This window comes from Mesorhizobium sp. M0244, from assembly GCF_040321795.1.
GTDB lineage: Bacteria > Pseudomonadota > Alphaproteobacteria > Rhizobiales > Rhizobiaceae > Mesorhizobium.
Genome location: NZ_JAMYSE010000075.1, coordinates 1 through 17636, shown reverse-complemented (window position 1 = coordinate 17636; position 17636 = coordinate 1). Strand labels below are relative to the sequence as shown.

The window sequence follows — 17636 nt, the reverse complement described above, 5'->3', positions numbered from 1 at the left end:
CGAGATGTGCGGCGATTGGAGCCATTTAAGTATTTTTGCCTAAGGGTTCAGATGGTCTTGAAACGCATCGCTGAAGGGGGCAATCCATGAGCTCGCAAACCTTCGATGAATACTGGCTCGGCTATCTCTCTGGCCATTCAAAACCTTCAACCCGGTTTATCCATTACCTCGGCCTGTTTTTCGCGCCGATCGCCGGGGTTGCGGCATCTTTTCTTCTCGTCTGGTGGGTCTTCCTGATCATCATTCCCTTCTTCTATCTCGCTGCCTTGCTCACCCATCCTTTGCTTGAGCACAACAGCAATAAGCCTTTCGCGGACCGGCCGTTGTGGAGCGCCGTTGCGCTGCTGCGCATGCTTGCACTCGACCTGACGGGCGGGCTTGGTCGGCAACTCAAGCGCCTGAACGAGGCAGCCCGACAGGCATGACGATAGCGATTGTCGCTCTCTGCTCGGCTATTCTGCTACTCGGCGCCGGCTTTCATATTTACTGGGGTTTCGGCGGTCACATCGGCGCCGGCGTTGCGCTCCCGCAACACGAAGACGGCACTCCGGCTATTAAGGAAACGGCCTTTGGCGCGATAGCGGTTGGGTTGATACTGGCGCTGGTGCTTCTGCTGGTTCTTGGGCTCGTCGGACTGGTCCGCTTGTCGCTGTCGCAACAGTTGCTGAAGGCAGGCATCATCTTGTGGGCGGCCATCTTCACTGCGCGGGCGTTGAGCTGGTCCAGATATTTCGGGCTGTTCAAGCGGGTCAGAACCACGCGTTTCGCCAGGTACGATACCTTGTTCTACAGCCCATCATGTCTGCTGCTGGGGCTGGGCTTCTTCTATCTCGCACTGTCGGCGAAGGAATAGTGAGCCGCCGGCCACCATTCGCCAGCGCTGAGATTCCGGTCTAGAATAGGAAATCGGCTTCGTGTATGGAGCCGCGACCCCATATGGGGCGGATTGGCGGGCGATGGCGTCCGCGTGAAAGAGCGTTGGGTGCTTCGATGACGAAATGGTCGCCGACTTCGTGGAGAGCTAAGCCGATCCAGCAGGTTCCCGCCTATCCAGACCTTGCCGCGCTGAGGAACACGGAAGCCCAGCTCGCCACGTTTCCGCCGTTGGTTTTTGCAGGTGAGGCACGCAAGCTGAAGAAGCAGCTTGCAGCCGTCGCTGCCGGTGACGCATTCCTTCTGCAGGGCGGCGATTGCGCCGAGAGCTTCGCCGAGCATGGCGCGGACAATATCCGCGACTTCTTCCGCGTCTTCTTGCAGATGTCGGTGGTGCTGACCTTCGCCGGCGCGCAGCCGGTGGTGAAGGTCGGCCGTGTCGCCGGCCAGTTCGCCAAGCCGCGCTCGTCCGACAATGAGACCAAGGACGGCGTGACGCTGCCCAGCTATCGCGGCGACATCATCAACGGCATTGAGTTCGATGCCAAGTCGCGCATTCCCGATCCTGCAAGACAGGAGATGGCGTACCGCCAGTCGGCGGCGACGCTCAACCTTTTGCGTGCCTTCGCCCAGGGCGGCTACGCCAGCCTGGAGAACGTGCATCAATGGATGCTCGGCTTCGTCTCCGACAGCCCGCAAGGCGAGAAATACGAGTCGCTCGCCAACCGCATCACCGAGACGATGGACTTCATGAAGGCCGTCGGCATCACCTCGGAGACCAATTACGCGCTACGCGAGACCGATTTCTACACCAGCCATGAGGCGCTGCTGCTCGGCTATGAGGAGGCGCTGACCCGCGTCGATTCGACTTCGGGCGACTGGTACGCCACCTCCGGCCACATGATCTGGATCGGCGATCGCACGCGCCAGCCCGACCATGCGCATGTCGAATACTGCCGTGGCATCAAGAACCCGCTCGGTCTGAAATGTGGCCCATCGCTGACGCCGGACGGCCTGTTGCAGCTCATCGACCTGCTCAATCCGGAAAACGAGCCCGGCCGGCTGACGCTGATCGCCCGCTTCGGCTCCGACAAAGTTGCCGACCATCTGCCCAAGCTGGTGCGCGCGGTGCAGAAGGAAGGCCGCAGTGTGGTGTGGTCGTCCGACCCAATGCATGGCAACACCATCGAGGCCGCCGGCTACAAGACACGGCCGTTCGACCGCATCCTGAAGGAGGTGCAGACCTTCTTCGAGGTGCATCGCGCCGAAGGAACGCATCCCGGTGGCATCCATATCGAGATGACCGGCAAGAACGTCACCGAATGTACCGGTGGCGCCCGCGCCATCACCGCCGAAGAACTGCAGGATCGCTACCACACCCATTGCGACCCGCGCCTCAATGCCGACCAGGCGATCGAGCTGGCGTTCCTGGTGTCCGATCTGCTCAAGAAGAGCCATCCGGTCCAGCACAAGCAAGCCGTCAACGGCTGATGCGACCTGAACTTTGATTCACTAAAAGCGCCGGCCGAAAACCGGCGCTTTTTTATTGACCAGGTGGTCAGCGTTTCGAGCCGGCTGCGCCATGTGGGGGAGCAAGAATCCCGAAACCGTCCGGCCGGCGTCGTATTTGCTCGTGCGCGACGGTCGCAAAACTGGAATCCTGCTAAAAAGATAGCGGTTGCGTGTGGGAGGCCGAGATGGATGACCATCACACTGGATCATGCCTGTGCGGGGCGGTGCGGTTCCAGACGCGAGGACCGCTGCGCGATGTTATCTACTGCCATTGCTCGCAGTGCCGGAAGCAGAGCGGGCATTTTTATGCCGCGACCAATGTTGCCGACCCCAACATCACAATCACGGGCGCGGACAGCATCACCTGGTACGAGGCATCTTCGTTTGCCAGACGTGGTTTCTGCAAGAACTGCGGATCGCTGCTGTTCTGGAAGCCGACGGACGATGGCTATGTTTCGGTCCTGGCCGGACTGTTCGACGCGCCAACCGGGCTTCAGGGGGAATGCCATATCTTCGTCGGCGACAAGGGGGACTATTACGCGATCGACGACGGGCTGCCGCAGTTCGAGAAGTCGACGCCGTCGATCAAGGTTGCAGACGCCTGATTTTTGAAGAGGCCGCCTTATTCCCTTGATCCAGCCATTGCGCTATCCCCTGCCGGTGATTCCGAAGGGTTTTGGCATGCAGCGGCTGATCGACGCTTTTTACAACTCGGTGCGGGCGTTTCGCAAACTGGCCGCCAGCGAGGAGGCCTTCCAGCTGGAGTTGGTGCTGCTCGTGCTTGCGCTGCCGCTCGGCTGGTTCCTTTCGGAATCGTGGCGCGGCTATGCGCTGCTGATCGGCGCGGTGCTGCTCATGATCATGATCGAAGTGCTGAATACCGGCATAGAGGCGGCATGCGACGCGTTCAGCCGGGAATTCAATATCGATATCCAGCTGGCCAAGGATTGCGGTTCGCTGGCGGTGCTTATTTCGGTGATAATCGCTGCAGGCGTCTGGGGCGTCGCCGTCATCGAGCGGATCCTCGGGGTACCGATCTGACGTTTCAGACGCTACATGCCGGTCAATTGAAGAGACCGACATGGCCGATACCGACGGATTTCTGCTGCTCGAACGTGAGGGCCTGCCGAACGATCTGCGCTGGCTGGTCGAAAAATATCCGCGAGAGATCTGGCAGGCGCATGCCAACATCCACGGCGTGGCCAATATGTGGCTGCAGCGGCACGACATGTTTCGCGACCTTGGCGGCATGCTCACCAGCGGCATTGGCGATTACCGGGAGGGCAGGCAGAATGCGCTGGAATTCGCGCGCTGGTTCGCGCCGCGCCTCAACCATTTCCTCGGCAATCTCGATGGCCACCACAACGTCGAGGATCATCACTACTTTCCGGTCTTCGCCAGGGCCGAGACCCGTCTGAAGCACGGTTTCGAAATTCTCGATGCCGACCACCACACCATCCACGAAGGGCTGGAGCGCAATGCCGAGGCGGCGAATGCCTTCATCCGCACGCTTCAGGAGAGCGAGGACAAGCAGCGCTTCGCCGCCGACGCCTATGCCGACGAGAACAGCCGGCTGATCGCCATGCTGTCCCGTCATCTCGCCGACGAGGAAGACCTGATCATTCCGCTGATCCTCGAGAAGGGCGACCGCGCGCTCGGCATCGACTGACGATCAGTTTCCCTTGGCGCGCTCCTTCTTGGCGACGGAGTGGGCGGCGAACCGGGCGAGGACGACCACGACGATGCCGATGGCCAGAGCGATCAGCAGCCGCTCGTGACGGGCCAGCGCCTGGCCGACGATGCGCTCCGCGCCCAGCCCGAACACATAGCCGACAGCGCAGAACAGGGCGGCCCAGACCACCGACGAGATGGCGTTGAGGATGACGAAGCGCGCCGCCGCGATGCCCGACAGCCCGGCCGCGATGCCACCGACCAGGCGCAGGCCGTAGATGTAGCGGTTCGACAGCACGAAAATATTGGGATGGGTGGTGACGAGGCGATAGGCGTGGCTGAAGCCCGGCCGGCCTCTAAGCCTGATCACGAACTGATGGTCGGCGAAGCTTCGTCCGAGGATGAAAAAGAACGTGTCTCCGACGAAGGCGCCAATGGCTGCCGCGAGGAAGGCCTGCCACGGCACGAAGACGTGCTGATGCGCGAAAAAACCGCCGAGAATGGCGGCGCTTTCGCCCTCGGCGACGCAGCCCAGAAAAACCGCGACCAGCCCATATTGCTCAATGAGACGATGGATGGCTTCCGTCATGAGTGCGAGGCTTGGGAGGTGAGCCATTCGTCGAGCCGCCTCAATTGTGTGGCCATCTGCTCGATCTCGTTTTGCATGCCGACGATTTGGCTGTGGCGCAACTCGTCCAGCTTCTCGTGCAACGCCATGATCTCGATCTCGGCCTTGAGATTGACCTCGTAGTCATGCGCGGCGTCGATGCGGTCGCGCGCGGCCTGTCGGTTCTGCGACATCATGATCACCGGTGCTTGCAGCGCGGCGATCATCGACAGGACGAGATTGAGGAAGATGAACGGGTAGGGGTCGAACGAATCGCGTCCCAGCAGCCACCAATTGGCACCGATCCAGACAACGAGGAAAGCGATGAAGGACAGGATGAACGTCCACGAGCCGCCGACGCGCGCGATAGTATCGGCGATACGGTCGCCCGCGCCCTGAATGCCGGCAAAACTGTCGTTGATGTTCTCCGACAGGGGCTTGCGGTCGACTGCGCTCTGCAGCACCCGTCTTTCGAGCTCGCTCAAGTTCTCCGGCGTTTGCCTCAGCCAGCGATGGGCCAGTTCGGGCAATGTCTTGTTCATGGATATCTCCATACGAAAACGCATCGGCTTGGCAGCCTCGTTTCCATATAGGAAGATGCGGGGCCTCAAAAGCGGTGTGAGGATGCACCAAATGCCTGATTTCGCGAAGATTCGCGCCCGTGCGGCGAAACGCAAAGGCGGTGAGGCGGCGTTGGCGTCGCTGCTGGGGTCTATGCCGGACAACGCTGCCGTGGCGAAGATTGCGGACGATCGCATCCTGTCGACTATGGCTGAGCGGGTCTTTGCCGCCGGTTTCGTCTGGCGTGTCATCGAGCAGAAATGGCCGGGCTTCGAAGAGGCATTTCTCGGCTTCGAGCCGAGGCGGCTGTTGTTCCAACCTGGACGATTTCTGGCACGATCTCACCGCCGACAAGCGCATCGTGCGCAATCCGCAGAAGATCAAATCCGTACGCGACAACGCAGCCTTCGTCGAGCGCGTGTCGAAGGAGCATGGCAGCTTCGGCAAGTTCCTCGCCAATTGGCCGGCGGATGACCAGATCGGGTTGATGGCTTATCTCGGCAAGCATGGAAGCCGGCTCGGCGGCAATACCGGCCAGTATTTTCTGCGCTGGCTGGAGTGGGACGCCTTCATCGTCTCGGCCGACATGGCGGCATCGCTGCGCGACGCCGGACTCGACATCGCGCAGCGCCCGACATCGAAGAAGGATCTGGGCAAGATCCAGGCCCAGATCAACACCTGGGTGGGGGAAACCGGGCTGCCGCGCCGGCACATTTCGCGCATTCTGGCAATGTCGATCGGCGAGAACCATTCGCCGGAAGCCCTGCGCGAATATATGGGCGAATAGGACCGATCGTTTGGTCTAAACGAACGCCATTGCCCGACGAATTTTGCCGCGCTAAACCCACAGGCATGACCGACAAGACCGCTCCAGACATATTGCGCATCGCCGTCGCCCAGCTCAATCCGACGGTCGGCGACGTCGCCGGCAATCTCGCCAAGGCGCGCGAGGCGAGGGCGGATGCCGCCCGCCAGGGCGCCGACCTCGTGCTGTTCACCGAGCTTTTCCTTGCCGGCTATCCGCCCGAGGATCTGGTGCTGAAGCCGGCTTTCCTGAAGGCCTGCGAGCGGGCGGCGGAGGATTTCGCCGGCGATACCGCCGACGGCGGCCCAGGCGTCATCATCGGCACGCCGCTGAAGCGCAAGAGCGGCACGCATAATTCGATCATCTTTGCCGATGGCGGCAAAATCCTTGCCGAGCGCTACAAGCTCGACCTGCCGAATTACGGCGAATTCGACGAGAAGCGCGTCTTCCAGGCGGGCCCCGAGATCCAGGGACCGGTCAATTTCCGCGGCGTGCGGCTGGGCATCCCGATCTGCGAAGACATCTGGGGCGATGTCGCCGTCTGCGAGACGCTGGCCGAAAGCGGCGCGGAAATCCTGCTGGTGCCGAACGGCTCGCCCTATTATCGCGGCAAGGTCGATGTCCGCCACCAGATCGTCATCCGCCAGGTCATCGAATGCGGCCTGCCGATCATCTATGCCAACCAGCTTGGCGGCCAGGACGAGCTGATCTTCGACGGTGCGTCGTTTGCCATAGGTTCTGACAAAACGCTGGCCTTCCAGATGAGCCAGTTCGAGGAGACGGTCAACGTCACCACCTGGAAGCGAACCCGCGTCGCCGCAGGCGCGCAAAATGGAAATAATTCCGACGTCTGGGTCTGCTCTGATGGACCGATGTCGAAAATCCCGGAAAAGGAGGAGGCCGACTATCGCGCCTGCATGTTGGGCCTGCGCGACTACGTCAACAAGAACGGCTTCAAGAATGTGGTGCTCGGCCTCTCCGGCGGCATCGATTCGGCGATCTGCGCAGCACTTGCCGTCGATGCGCTCGGCGAGGAACGGCTGCGCGCGCTGATGATGCCTTACCGCTACACCTCGAAGGACTCGCTGAAGGATGCCGAAGACTGCGCCCGCGCGCTCGGCTGCCGCTACGACATCGTGCCGATCTTCGAGCCGGTCGAGGGTTTCCTGCACGCGCTGACCCAGCTTTTCGAGGGCACCAAGGAAGGCATTACCGAGGAGAACTTGCAGAGCCGGGCCCGCGGCACCATCCTGATGGCGATTTCCAACAAGTTCGGCTCGATGGTCGTCACCACCGGCAACAAGAGCGAGATGTCGGTAGGCTACGCCACGCTCTATGGCGACATGAATGGCGGCTTCAACCCGATAAAGGACCTCTACAAGATGCAAGTCTATGCGTTGTCGCGCTGGCGCAACGCGCATGTGCCGCCGGGCGCGCTCGGTCCATCCGGCGAGGTGATCCCGAACAACATCATCGACAAGGCGCCATCGGCGGAACTGCGCGAGAACCAGACCGACCAGGATTCGCTGCCACCCTATCCGGTGCTCGACGACATATTGGAGTGTCTGGTCGAGAACGAGATGGGCGTCGACGAGATCGTTGCGCGCGGCCATGACCGGGCGACGGTGGCGCGCGTCGAGCACCTGCTCTACGTCGCCGAATACAAGCGCCGGCAGGCGGCGCCAGGCGTGAAGATCACCAGGAAGAACTTTGGCCGCGACCGCCGCTATCCCATAACCAACCGGTTCAGGGATCGGGGTTAGGCTTCAGGCCGGTCACAGACGGCCGCACCATGCGCCTCCACCGCGTCCCGGCGGGCTGAAGCGGATCGACGACGGCGCACAACCGGCGATTGTTGCAAAATCGTCTCACTGCTTGGACCAGATGCTCTTTCGGCTATCTACTGACTTGGCGCGGCGTTGAGGCGTCTCTATAAACGCCTTTCCGCGATCCCCTTGGGGAGGACCGAATGCCAGGATTTGACATCGTTATGCGAGGCCGCGAAGCCTAGGTCTCAAACGGCAAGCCAGAAGGTTTTTACCTTTCCGGCGAAGCCGAGCTGAGAACAGGCGTTCGTCGATGCCGGTCGCCGCCCGTATTCGGGCGAGCGCCAAGTGTGCCGAACCTCCGCATTCCTGGGCGCTAACTCGCTCCCAACGCGGTTTTTTCAATTTTCGACCTTTCCGGGATCGGGCTCGTTTGCGCCCGAATGACATAATGACTCGTTTTCGAATAGATTTGCGCGCAGGCGCCTTTCGTAGCGTTCTTGGTTTTACGCTTAGCCATTGGCGGCGTCAGCCGTGGCGGCTTGCCGGCATTATGGGCACGTTCCTGCTGTCGACCTTGGCCGACGTGCTGACCCCGCTCTATTCCGGCCGGCTGGTCGATGCCGTCGCCAGTAGCGCTGCGGCCGACGATGTTGCGTGGAATGCGGCGATGGCGGCCTTTTCGATGCTGGTGGCCCTTGCTCTCACCGGTGTCGTGCTGCGCAACCTCGCCTTCATGGCCATCGTCGAGCTGACGTTGAAGATGATGGCGGATATCGCTGCCGACGCCTTCCACCGCGTCCAGCGCTTCTCCACCGACTGGCACGCCAACAGCTTCGCCGGATCGACGGTGCGCAAGATAACGCGCGGCATGTGGGCGCTCGACCTGCTCAACGACACGATCCTGATTGCGCTGCTGCCATCCGTCGTCATGCTCGTCGGCTCGACCTTGCTGCTTGGCTGGTTCTGGCCGCTGATGGGTGCTGTCGTCGCCGCAGGTTCGGTGCTGTTCATCGCGGTGACGACGATGCTGTCGCTTGGCTATGTCGCGCCCGCGGCAAGGCTTGCCAATGCGTGGGATACGCGGCTTGGCGGGTCGCTGGCCGATGCGGTGAGCTGCAACGCCGTGGTCAAGGGCTTTGGTGCCGAGGAGCGCGAGGAGGCGCGGCTTGCCGAGGTTGTCGCCAAATGGCGCGCCCGCACCCGGCGCACTTGGATGCGCGGCACCCTCAACGGCACTACGCAAGGCACGATGCTGCTGCTTTTGAGGGCAGCGGTCATCGGGTTCTCTCTGCTTTTGTGGTCGTGGGGGCAGGCGAGTGCCGGCGACGTCGCTTTCGTGCTGACCTCATTCTTCGTGCTGCAAGGCTATCTGCGCGACATCGGCACGCATATCCGCAATCTGCAGCGGTCGATCAACGACATGGAGGAACTGGTCGATTTCCAGTCCGAACCGCTCGGCATCGAAGATCAGCCCGGCGCTATACCGATCCGGATCACCGATGGCCGTATCACCTTCGACAATGTCACGTTCCACTATGGCAGCCACCGCCTGCCGCTCTACCGCGATTTCTCGGTGGATATCGCGCCGGGCGAACGCGTTGGGCTGGTTGGCCATTCGGGCTCCGGCAAGACGACCTTCGTCAAGCTGATCCAGCGCCTCTATGACGTGACTGCGGGAAATATTCTGATCGACGGCCAGGACATTGCCAATGTGGCGCAGGCGTCGCTGCGCGCGCAAATCGCAATCGTCCAGCAGGAGCCCATCCTGTTCCACCGGTCGCTAGCCGAAAACATCGCCTATGCCCGGCCGAGCGCCACGCAGGCCGAGATCGAGCATGCAGCACGGCTTGCCAGCGCGCACGACTTCATCGCCAATTTGCCGAAAGGCTATGGCACGCTGGTCGGCGAGCGTGGCGTAAAGCTGTCAGGTGGTGAGCGTCAGCGCGTTGCAATCGCACGCGCGTTCCTCGCCGATGCGCGCATCCTGATCCTGGACGAGGCGACATCGAGCCTCGATTCGGAATCGGAGGTGCTGATCCAGCAGGCGATGGAGCGCTTGATGGTCGGCCGCACGACGCTGGTCATCGCCCACCGGCTGTCGACGGTGCGGGCGCTGGACAGGCTTTTGGTGTTCGATCGCGGCCGCATCGTCGAGGAGGGTTCGCATGACCAGCTGATCCGGCTGCAAGGCGGCATCTACCGCCGGCTGTTCGAACGCCAGGCGCTTGAGCTGACCAAAGGCCTGGTGATCTGACGGGTTGCGGCGCCGCGCGTCTTAATGGATGCGCGGCGCTGCAGCCTTTTCATCGCCTTCGTCATGTTCTATGTCTGCCGCCGAGCGCGGGGGCGCGTCTTGTCAACAGCAAAACCATCCGGTACGCCCCGCTCATGACAGTTACCGTCCGTTTCGCCCCGTCACCGACCGGCCGCATCCATATCGGCAATGCGCGCACCGCTCTGTTCAACTGGCTGTTTGCCATCAAGAACAAGGGCCGCGTCATCCAGCGCTTCGACGACACCGACGTTGCCCGTTCGACGCAGGAATTTTCCGACGCCATCCTTTATGACCTGCATTGGCTGGGCATCTTTCCGGATGCCACGGAGTACCAGTCGCGGCGGGTCGAAATCTACGATGCCGCACTGGAGAGGCTGAAGGAGGCGCGCCTCGTCTATGCCTGCTATGAGACGCCGGAAGAACTCGATCTAAGGCGCAAGGTGCGCCGCACACGCGGCCTACCGCCAGTCTATGGCCGCGAGGCGCTGACGCTGACACCTGAGCAGGTTGCGGAATATGAGGCCGACGGCCGTCGGCCGCACTGGCGCTTTCTGCTGCCCAACTTCACCAGCGATCCGCTGCAGCCGGAGCGCACCGAAATCCACTGGAACGATCTGGTGCGCGGCGAGGAAACCGTCGACCTCGCCTCGCTTTCGGACCCGGTTCTACGGCGCGAGGACGGCACCTACCTCTACACACTGCCTTCGGTGGTCGACGACATCGAGATGGGTGTCAGCCATGTCATTCGCGGCGACGACCACGTCACCAATACCGGCGTCCAGGTAGCCTTGTTCCGGGCGCTCGGCGCCGAGCCGCCGGTGTTCGGTCACCATAATCTTCTGACAACGGCATCAGGCGAGGGGCTTTCAAAGCGCACCGGCGCACTGTCCATCCAGAGCCTGCGTGAAAGCGGCATCGAGCCAATGGCGGTTGCTTCGCTGGCCGTGCTCGTCGGTACCTCGGAAAATGTCGTGGCGGTGCCGACGATGGCCGAACTTGCCGAGCGCTTCGATCCGGCGGCAACATCGAAATCCGCCGCCAAATTCGAGCCGGACGAACTCTTCGTGCTCAACCGCACGCTGCTGCACCATATGCCGTTCTCCGAGGCACGCGACCGGCTGATCGTGCTTGGCATCTCCGGCGAACAGGCCGAACCTTTCTGGCTGGCGGTGCGCGGCAATCTCGACAGGCTGGCCGATGCGGCGATCTGGTGGCGTACGCTTCGCGACGGCCCACAGGAGCCGGCGGAGTTTTCCGACGACGACCGCGACTTTCTTCGCCAGGCGTTCGAGCTGCTGCCGGAAGAGCCTTGGAACGGCACCGTCTGGAAGGATTGGACCGGCAAGATCCGCGAGGCGAGCGGCCGTAAGGGCAAGGCGCTGTTTATGCCGCTCAGGCTGGCGCTTACGGGACAGTCTTCGGGTCCGGAGCTTGCAGATCTGTTGCCGTTGCTGGGCCGGGAAGGAACGTTGGCCCGACGACCCTGACCTTGCGTTGTTCCGGCGGCACCAGGGACGTCGGCGAGGGCACGGGTTTGACGGCAAGGCGTCTGATCGCCTCACGGTCGAGGCCGCCTTCCGTGTTGGCCAAGGTCTCCGGGTCGGCGCCCGGATCAGGCCTGGCAACCGGCAGCGGAATAAACGGAGTGGTCTCCACGTTCGCCTCGGATTGTTCCGCGGTTGGCGGGTTGCCCGCGATGATCTCGAAATTCTGCCCGGCGTTACAGCCGCAGGCCGGCGGCTGCGGCATGTCCGACTGCTTGTAGAGATAGGCCGTCGGCAGTTCGCCATAGGGCCTGCCGGTCACCGAAGACGTCATGGACGCCGAATCGCCGCTCATGCCGCGCGTGTAGAAGACCTGCATCTCGGTGCCGGGGCAGCTCGATTCGCAATTCTTCTGGTCGCGCTCGAAATCGCCCAGCGAAGCGGCATTCGACATCGGAAAGAAATAGCCGTCGCAGGTGCGCACGCACATGGTGCGGAATTCGCCTCGGGGCTGGCCCAACTCGCCGGCGTTGTTGAGCACGGTGCGGATGTTGCGCGGCTGATTGGGCTCTTCAAGCTGGTCGGGCGCACCGGGTTCACTTGCATCACTGCCCAAAAGCTGGTCGAGCAGGGTTCGGTTGCCGTTTTCACCGCTGGCTTCGCGGACCGGTGCGAGCGTCGGCGGCGCCGCATCATCGCGGCAGCCATTGGCGTCAAGCGAGGCCAATATGCGCGCGCGATCGCGTCGCGAACCACCGCCGGCAAGCTCGGCGCGCTTGGCCTGCAAACTGTCGAGATTGGCAGCCATGCGATCGATGGTAGCGTCGAGTGCTGCGCATACGTTGGCGTTGCGGCGAGATAGCGAAAAGCCGCAGCCGGCGCTGCTGGATTGGCCGACGGACTTTGAAATCTGATGACGCTGCCGCACGATCGCGTCGTCATATTTCCGGAGCAGGGCCGGCTTGCCGCCGCCACCCCGAGAAGCGGCGGCAAGATCGGCTTCAAGCTGGCGGCAGAGGCGCGAAGCGGCCTGCGCCTGAGTGACGGCAATGCCGGACAGCACCACGGCGCCGAGCAGCGCAGCGGCCCGCGTCAGCTTCCAACTTGCGCCCGTCATCCCTCCGGAACTCCGACTGCCTGTCGTTCAGAAAGCTACCGCGCTTGCGGTTAACCGTTTGTTTAGCATACCGCCGATTCCGGCTTCAGCCCAAATCGGCGATGGCTTGCGCCTTGTGCGCGGCTTCGACCACGACCAGTGCTGTCATATTGACCACGCCGCACGACATATTGGGACGGAGCCACGACCGCGACATCCTGGCGTTGCACGAAAAAGGCGTATTCGCCCAGAAGAATGCCTGGATTCAGCAATGCCCGGAGGCTTGGCATGGCCGCGATTACCCGTCGAGCCGCACTGCAATTTGGCTTTTGTGCCTGGCGATGCCGGTTGCCACGGCGCAGGAAAAGCCCATCACGCCGGATTGGGGCACCAAATTGGTCGAAGCCGCCCGTGAGCAGATCGGCGTCACCACCGTCTACGATCCGACCTATACACGCCTGGCCTATCCGGGCGGGGATGTTGAGCCCGAGCGAGGTGTGTGCACGGATGTCGTGATCCGCGCTTATCGCCGCGCTTTCGATCTCGATCTGCAAGAATTGGTCCATGAGGATATGCGGGCCAATTTTGCCGCTTATCCAAAGGCTTGGGGCTTGAAAGCGCCCGACCGCAACATCGACCACCGCCGTGTGCCCAACCTTGCGATCTATTTCGGGCGGCGAGGCGCTGCCTTGCCCGTCAGCCAAGACCCCGCCGACTATCGACCAGGGGATCTCGTCACCCAGATGCTCCCCGGCAATCTGTCACATATTGCCATCGTGTCGTCCAATCGCTCCACTTTGGTATCGACAAGGATGCTGGTCATTCACAATATCGGCCGCGGCGCCAGGGAAGAGGACACTTTGTTTGCCTTCAGGCAGACAGGGCATTTCCGGTTCAAGCCAGTCTGAGAAAGCCCGCGGCTAGCCCAGATCGACGATGGCTTGCGCCTTGTGCGCGGCTTCGACCACGGCCAGTGCCGTCATGTTGACGACGCCGCGCGAGGTGACCGACGGCGTCAATATGTGCGCCGGGCTGTCGGTGCCGAGCAGGATCGGGCCGACATGCAGCGCGTCCATCATCGTGCGCAGCGCGGTCAGCGTGATGTTCGCCGAATCAAGATTGGGAAACACCAGCAGATTGGCTTCGCCTTTCAGCCGCGAATGCGGATAGACGCGTTGGCGCAGCTGCTCCGACAGTGCCGAGTCGGCATGCATCTCGCCGTCGCATTGCAGGTCGGGCGCGATGCGCGCCAGGATCGCTGCTGCCTGCCGCATCTTCATGGCGCTTGGCGAATCGCGGGAGCCGAAATCCGAATGCGAAAGCAGGGCTGCCTTGGGCTCGATGCCAAAACGCTGAATCTCCTCGGCCGCCAGAACGGTCATCTCCGCAATCTCCTCGGCGGTCGGATCGACGGAGACATGGGTATCGGTGAGGAAAATGATGCCGCGCTGCGAGATCAGCATGGAAAGCGTCGACAGGTCGCGATCCTTGATGCCGGCGCGCGGCCCGATGATCAGTGTGACGTTGCGCAAATGGCGCTCGAAACGGCCCTCGAGGCCGCAGACCATGGCATCGGCGTCGCCGCGCTTCAGGGCAAGGGCGGCGATCACCGTATTGTCGGTGCGCACCATGGTGCGCGCCGCTTCCGTGGTCACGCCGCGCCGGCCGGCAAGCTCGATCAGGAGGTCGACGTAGTGACGGTAACGCGGATCGTCTTCCGGGTTGATCAGGCCGAAATCGACGCCCGGCTTGATGCGCAGCCCATAGCGCTTCAGCCGCACCTCGATGACGTGCGGGCGGCCGATCAGGATCGGTTCGGCAATGCCTTCCTCGAGCACGACCTGCGCGGCGCGAAGCACGCGCTCGTCCTCGCCGTCGGCATAGATGACGCGCTTGGCGCCCGACGCCTTAGCCATCGAGAACACTGGCTTCATGACCAGGCCGGAGCGGAAGACGAAGCGGTTCAGCTTGTCGATATAGGCGGCGAAATCGGTGATCGGCCGGGTCGCGACGCCAGTCTCGCAGGCTGCCTTGGCAACGGCAGGGGCAATGCGCAGAATCAGCCGCGGATCAAAAGGCGAGGGGATCAGGAACTCCGGACCGAAGATCGGCGTCTCGCCGGAATAGGCGCGCGCGGCAACGTCGGACGGCTCTTCGCGGGCAAGCGCTGCAATCGCCCGCACGGCGGCCATTTTCATCTCTTCGTTGATGGCGCTTGCGCCGCAATCCAGCGCGCCACGGAAGATGTAAGGAAAACAGAGTACGTTATTGACTTGATTGGGGAAATCGGAGCGGCCGGTGCAGATCATCGCGTCGGGTCGCGCCGCCCGTGCCGCTTCCGGCATGATCTCGGGATTGGGATTGGCCAGCGCCAGGATCAGCGGTTTTGGTGCCATGTGGTGCAGCAATTCCGGCTTCAGCACGCCGGCGGCCGAGAGGCCGAGAAATACGTCGGCGCCGGGCAGAACGTCGGCCAGCGCGCGCGCCTCGGTGTCCTTCACATAGGGATCTTTCCAGCGGTCCATCTCCTCGACACGGCCCTTATGGGCGACGCCGAACCGGTCGGTGACCCAGATGTTTTCGACGCGCGCGCCGAGCGAGACCAGAAGGTTGAGACAGGCAAGCGCCGCGGCGCCGGCGCCCGACGTGACGATCTTGATGTCCGAGATAGACTTGCCGGCGAATTCCAGCCCGTTGAGCACGGCGGCGGCGACGATGATGGCGGTGCCGTGCTGGTCGTCGTGGAAGACCGGTATGCCCATGCGGGCTTTCAACTGCTCCTCGACCTCGAAGCATTCGGGCGCCTTGATGTCCTCGAGGTTGATGCCGCCGAAGGTCGGCTCCAGCGCCGAGATCGTCTCGACCATGCGCTCGATGCCCGGTGCGTCGATCTCAATGTCGAAGACATCGATGCCGGCAAATTTCTTGAACAGCACCGCCTTGCCCTCCATCACCGGCTTGGAGGCGAGCGGACCGATATTGCCGAGGCCGAGCACCGCCGAACCGTTGGTGACGACGCCAACCAGATTGGCCCGCGCCGTATAGTCGGCGGCGGTCGCCGGATCGTCGCGGATTTCGAGGCAGGGGGCGGCGACGCCGGGCGAATAGGCAAGCGCCAGGTCGCGCTGGTTGCCGAGCGGCTTCGTCGCCTGGATCTCAAGCTTTCCAGGCCGGGGATGCTTGTGGAAATAAAGCGCCGCTTCGTCGAGGTCGGATCGCGCCGCCTTCTTGCTTTCGCCTGTCATGACGGCCGCCTCCTCAGTTCAGTCCGTTTGGTGTTTTGAGTCTCTTAGCATGCAGCCGCGGCTTTTCGAGGGGTGATATGTCGCAAGTGCGGGGCTTGTGGCTTCGCGCCGCCGCCCTGCTATGCTGCCATTGAAATGTTGGGGACGACGGACGGGTGCCGCGGCGGGCGGCGCCGCCGCCCAGTTTGGATGTCTGCCGAAGGCCGTGGGATGTTGCCATTCGACGAGTCATGTGACCACTGCGCCCTCTGCCGAATCGCCAAGAGAGAACGAAGCCCTCGCACGTATTGGCGCCTGTTCCCGTGGGGGATGGACGCATTCACTTCGGCGCAATATGGATGGGGATGTAGCCCGCTGTTGCGCTCGCATTTCACCGCGTCCCTAAGTCAGGTGACGAAGACGTTCGATATTAGGAGAGCTGGTCATGACCGACAACAAGCCAGACGTTACCAAGGATTGGCAAGCGACGCAGGGTCAGAAGTCTTCCGCGACGCGCCTTCGACTTTTCGCCGCGCTGGCGTGGCTCATCGCCATAGGCGGCGAGATCTACGGGATTATTCTGTTTCGCCAGAACAAGTTCGACCACGGAAACCTGCCGCTGCTGATCGGCATTCTGGTCGGGATCGCGATTTTCGCAATCGCCGGCAACTTGCTATGGAAGGCTGCCAATCGGCACGATCCGGCCCGCGCATCCGACACAGGAAGGTTCTTCTTCCAAAACCAGCTCGGCGCGATCATCACGCTGATCGCCTTCCTCCCGCTGATCTTCCTGATTCTCACCGACAAGAACATGGATCCGCAGACCAAGAAGGTTGCCGGTGGCGTCGGCGCTGCGCTGGCCGTGCTCGCCACGGTAATGGGGGTCAGCTTCAAACCCCCGTCGGTCGAGCAGTACACCCAGGACATGAACGCGTGCGCGACCCAGATCAAGTCGGGGCAGCCCACCACCGCCTGTTCGCCCGACGTCGCCGCCCAGGCGCAGCAGATCGCCACGGACACTGCCGCGGTGGCGGCGGCGACGAAGGACGCGAGTCACCCCAACGGTCTGGATGTCGTCTACTGGATCGCGCCGGAAAACAGCGCCGCGAAGTCTGCGGAGCCGCATGTTTTCCACCTCTGCGCAGCCGTCAGTCCGCTGAAGGACAAGACCGTGAATAGCGGCTCTGTGACGGAGGCTTACGCGCAGAACGCCATCCGCATCACGAAGCAGATCGATATGGAACAGAAGCAATGCGGGTTCACCGGCGCAACCAGTGCCAATTGAGGCCGAAGGCATCGGAAGCGGCTACGAGCACGCGGACTGTCACGGTTATTAACGACAAAGGTCGCAGGCGAAAGGTTCTTTACCTATCTCGCCACCCCGACTACATCGATGATAGCCTCAAACCCTATGGCTGGTACAAGGACTTTGTCCTTGGAGATGGCAGGGAACACGGCCTGTCGCCGGAGTATATTGCCGAATATATCCAGTCGGTTGACGTGATCGAAGATCCCGACAAGACACGGGACAATAAGCAGCGGGCCACGCTCGGAAGTCTGGGGCGGTGAGACTACGGTGCCGGTGCGAGTTCCCGGTCCAGACTGCGGACCCGATGTCCGCTTCTGGCGCAACGCGTCCAGCGCGATGCCGCATTCAGATGTCTTCTGTGGATGGCTCCCGCGATGCAAGAGGTAATTCGACATTATGGCGCGTTGGTCGGGTGCAGTCTTCTGTCCGGCCTGTTGATGCAGCCATTCG

16 protein-coding genes and 1 pseudogene are annotated in these 17636 nt (G+C 62.3%); 12 read left to right on the top strand and 5 right to left on the bottom strand.

Annotation, left to right across the window (positions count from 1 at the left end):
• Nucleotides 1-86 precede the first annotated feature (86 nt).
• The 6 genes from NKJ08_RS29550 (at nucleotide 87) to NKJ08_RS29525 (ending at nucleotide 4054) form a co-directional block, all read left to right on the top strand.
• Nucleotides 87-425 carry an Mpo1-like protein gene (locus NKJ08_RS29550; protein ID WP_352531028.1) on the top strand — a complete coding sequence of 113 codons (339 nt, stop codon included), beginning with the start codon at nucleotides 87-89 and terminating at the stop codon, nucleotides 423-425.
• A complete protein-coding gene (locus NKJ08_RS29545) occupies nucleotides 422-853 on the top strand; it encodes a DUF3995 domain-containing protein (RefSeq protein WP_352531030.1) in 432 nt (143 codons plus the stop codon). The genes NKJ08_RS29550 and NKJ08_RS29545 overlap by 4 nt, the downstream gene beginning before the upstream one ends.
• Before the next feature lie 137 nt (nucleotides 854-990).
• Nucleotides 991-2364 carry a class II 3-deoxy-7-phosphoheptulonate synthase gene (locus NKJ08_RS29540; protein WP_352784687.1) on the top strand — a complete coding sequence of 458 codons (1374 nt, stop codon included), beginning with the start codon at nucleotides 991-993 and terminating at the stop codon, nucleotides 2362-2364.
• 206 nt (nucleotides 2365-2570) lie between these two features.
• Nucleotides 2571-2990, top strand: a complete 420-nt coding sequence (locus NKJ08_RS29535; RefSeq protein WP_352531062.1) for a GFA family protein — start codon at nucleotides 2571-2573, stop codon at nucleotides 2988-2990.
• Between the two features lie 76 nt (nucleotides 2991-3066).
• Nucleotides 3067-3426: a diacylglycerol kinase gene (locus NKJ08_RS29530; RefSeq protein ID WP_352531034.1), complete on the top strand. Its 360-nt coding sequence runs from the start codon at nucleotides 3067-3069 to the stop codon at nucleotides 3424-3426.
• A gap of 40 nt (nucleotides 3427-3466) precedes the next feature.
• On the top strand, nucleotides 3467-4054 hold the full coding sequence (locus NKJ08_RS29525; RefSeq protein WP_352531036.1) for a hemerythrin domain-containing protein: 588 nt from the start codon (nucleotides 3467-3469) through the stop codon (nucleotides 4052-4054).
• A 3-nt stretch (nucleotides 4055-4057) separates the two neighbouring features.
• Here NKJ08_RS29525 and NKJ08_RS29520 read toward each other — a convergent pair whose 3' ends face one another.
• Nucleotides 4058-4645, bottom strand: coding sequence for a DedA family protein (locus NKJ08_RS29520; RefSeq protein ID WP_352531064.1), 588 nt, complete (start codon nucleotides 4643-4645; stop codon nucleotides 4058-4060).
• Nucleotides 4642-5205, bottom strand: a complete 564-nt coding sequence (locus NKJ08_RS29515; protein ID WP_352531038.1) for a DUF1003 domain-containing protein — start codon at nucleotides 5203-5205, stop codon at nucleotides 4642-4644. The genes NKJ08_RS29520 and NKJ08_RS29515 overlap by 4 nt, the downstream gene beginning before the upstream one ends.
• A 91-nt stretch (nucleotides 5206-5296) precedes the next feature.
• On the opposite strand from NKJ08_RS29515, the pseudogene NKJ08_RS29510 reads away from it, so the two are divergent.
• From NKJ08_RS29510 to NKJ08_RS29495, 4 genes and pseudogenes are all read left to right on the top strand, one after another.
• Nucleotides 5297-6011 (top strand): annotated as a pseudogene (locus NKJ08_RS29510) (DNA-3-methyladenine glycosylase I).
• 65 nt (nucleotides 6012-6076) lie between these two features.
• A complete protein-coding gene (locus NKJ08_RS29505) occupies nucleotides 6077-7792 on the top strand; it encodes an NAD+ synthase (RefSeq protein ID WP_352531042.1) in 1716 nt (571 codons plus the stop codon).
• A 454-nt stretch (nucleotides 7793-8246) separates the two neighbouring features.
• Complete coding sequence (locus tag NKJ08_RS29500) at nucleotides 8247-10052, top strand: ABC transporter ATP-binding protein (RefSeq protein WP_352531044.1); 1806 nt, start codon at nucleotides 8247-8249, stop codon at nucleotides 10050-10052.
• A 134-nt stretch (nucleotides 10053-10186) separates the two neighbouring features.
• Nucleotides 10187-11560, top strand: a complete 1374-nt coding sequence (locus tag NKJ08_RS29495) for a glutamate--tRNA ligase (protein WP_352531046.1) — start codon at nucleotides 10187-10189, stop codon at nucleotides 11558-11560.
• Here NKJ08_RS29495 and NKJ08_RS29490 read toward each other — a convergent pair.
• Entirely contained in the window at nucleotides 11478-12674 is a 1197-nt protein-coding gene (locus tag NKJ08_RS29490) for a DUF2865 domain-containing protein (RefSeq protein WP_352784681.1), read from the bottom strand. The two genes, NKJ08_RS29495 and NKJ08_RS29490, sit on opposite strands and share 83 nt — an antisense overlap.
• Nucleotides 12675-13048: 374 nt before the next feature.
• On the opposite strand from NKJ08_RS29490, the gene NKJ08_RS29485 reads away from it, so the two are divergent.
• Complete coding sequence (locus NKJ08_RS29485) at nucleotides 13049-13561, top strand: DUF1287 domain-containing protein (RefSeq protein WP_352531052.1); 513 nt, start codon at nucleotides 13049-13051, stop codon at nucleotides 13559-13561.
• Nucleotides 13562-13573: 12 nt separating this feature from the next.
• Here the strand turns inward: NKJ08_RS29485 and NKJ08_RS29480 are convergent, their stop codons facing one another.
• The gene (locus tag NKJ08_RS29480; protein WP_352531054.1) at nucleotides 13574-15898 is read right to left on the bottom strand and encodes an NADP-dependent malic enzyme; all 2325 of its coding nucleotides are present in this window, start codon (nucleotides 15896-15898) and stop codon (nucleotides 13574-13576) included.
• Between the two features lie 424 nt (nucleotides 15899-16322).
• Between NKJ08_RS29480 and NKJ08_RS29475 the strand changes: the two genes are divergently transcribed.
• Nucleotides 16323-17162 carry a hypothetical protein gene (locus NKJ08_RS29475; protein WP_352531056.1) on the top strand — a complete coding sequence of 280 codons (840 nt, stop codon included), beginning with the start codon at nucleotides 16323-16325 and terminating at the stop codon, nucleotides 17160-17162.
• A gap of 83 nt (nucleotides 17163-17245) precedes the next feature.
• On the opposite strand, the gene NKJ08_RS29470 is transcribed toward NKJ08_RS29475, so the two are convergent.
• The coding region (locus tag NKJ08_RS29470; RefSeq protein ID WP_352784677.1) for a hypothetical protein at nucleotides 17246-17636 on the bottom strand (391 nt) is incomplete at its 5' end.

Excerpts from the sequence above, each read along its gene's own strand:
- NKJ08_RS29550 (WP_352531028.1), top strand. The coding sequence starts at position 87 with ATGAGCTCGCAAACCTTCGATGAATACTGGCTCGGCTATCTCTCTGGC.
- NKJ08_RS29545 (WP_352531030.1), top strand. The coding sequence starts at position 422 with ATGACGATAGCGATTGTCGCTCTCTGCTCGGCTATTCTGCTACTCGGC.
- NKJ08_RS29540 (WP_352784687.1), top strand. The coding sequence starts at position 991 with ATGACGAAATGGTCGCCGACTTCGTGGAGAGCTAAGCCGATCCAGCAG.
- NKJ08_RS29535 (WP_352531062.1), top strand. The coding sequence starts at position 2,571 with ATGGATGACCATCACACTGGATCATGCCTGTGCGGGGCGGTGCGGTTC.
- NKJ08_RS29530 (WP_352531034.1), top strand. The coding sequence starts at position 3,067 with ATGCAGCGGCTGATCGACGCTTTTTACAACTCGGTGCGGGCGTTTCGC.
- NKJ08_RS29525 (WP_352531036.1), top strand. The coding sequence starts at position 3,467 with ATGGCCGATACCGACGGATTTCTGCTGCTCGAACGTGAGGGCCTGCCG.
- NKJ08_RS29520 (WP_352531064.1), bottom strand. The coding sequence starts at position 4,645 with ATGACGGAAGCCATCCATCGTCTCATTGAGCAATATGGGCTGGTCGCG.
- NKJ08_RS29515 (WP_352531038.1), bottom strand. The coding sequence starts at position 5,205 with ATGAACAAGACATTGCCCGAACTGGCCCATCGCTGGCTGAGGCAAACG.
- NKJ08_RS29505 (WP_352531042.1), top strand. The coding sequence starts at position 6,077 with ATGACCGACAAGACCGCTCCAGACATATTGCGCATCGCCGTCGCCCAG.
- NKJ08_RS29500 (WP_352531044.1), top strand. The coding sequence starts at position 8,247 with ATGACTCGTTTTCGAATAGATTTGCGCGCAGGCGCCTTTCGTAGCGTT.
- NKJ08_RS29495 (WP_352531046.1), top strand. The coding sequence starts at position 10,187 with ATGACAGTTACCGTCCGTTTCGCCCCGTCACCGACCGGCCGCATCCAT.
- NKJ08_RS29490 (WP_352784681.1), bottom strand. The coding sequence starts at position 12,674 with ATGACGGGCGCAAGTTGGAAGCTGACGCGGGCCGCTGCGCTGCTCGGC.
- NKJ08_RS29480 (WP_352531054.1), bottom strand. The coding sequence starts at position 15,898 with ATGACAGGCGAAAGCAAGAAGGCGGCGCGATCCGACCTCGACGAAGCG.
- NKJ08_RS29475 (WP_352531056.1), top strand. The coding sequence starts at position 16,323 with ATGACCGACAACAAGCCAGACGTTACCAAGGATTGGCAAGCGACGCAG.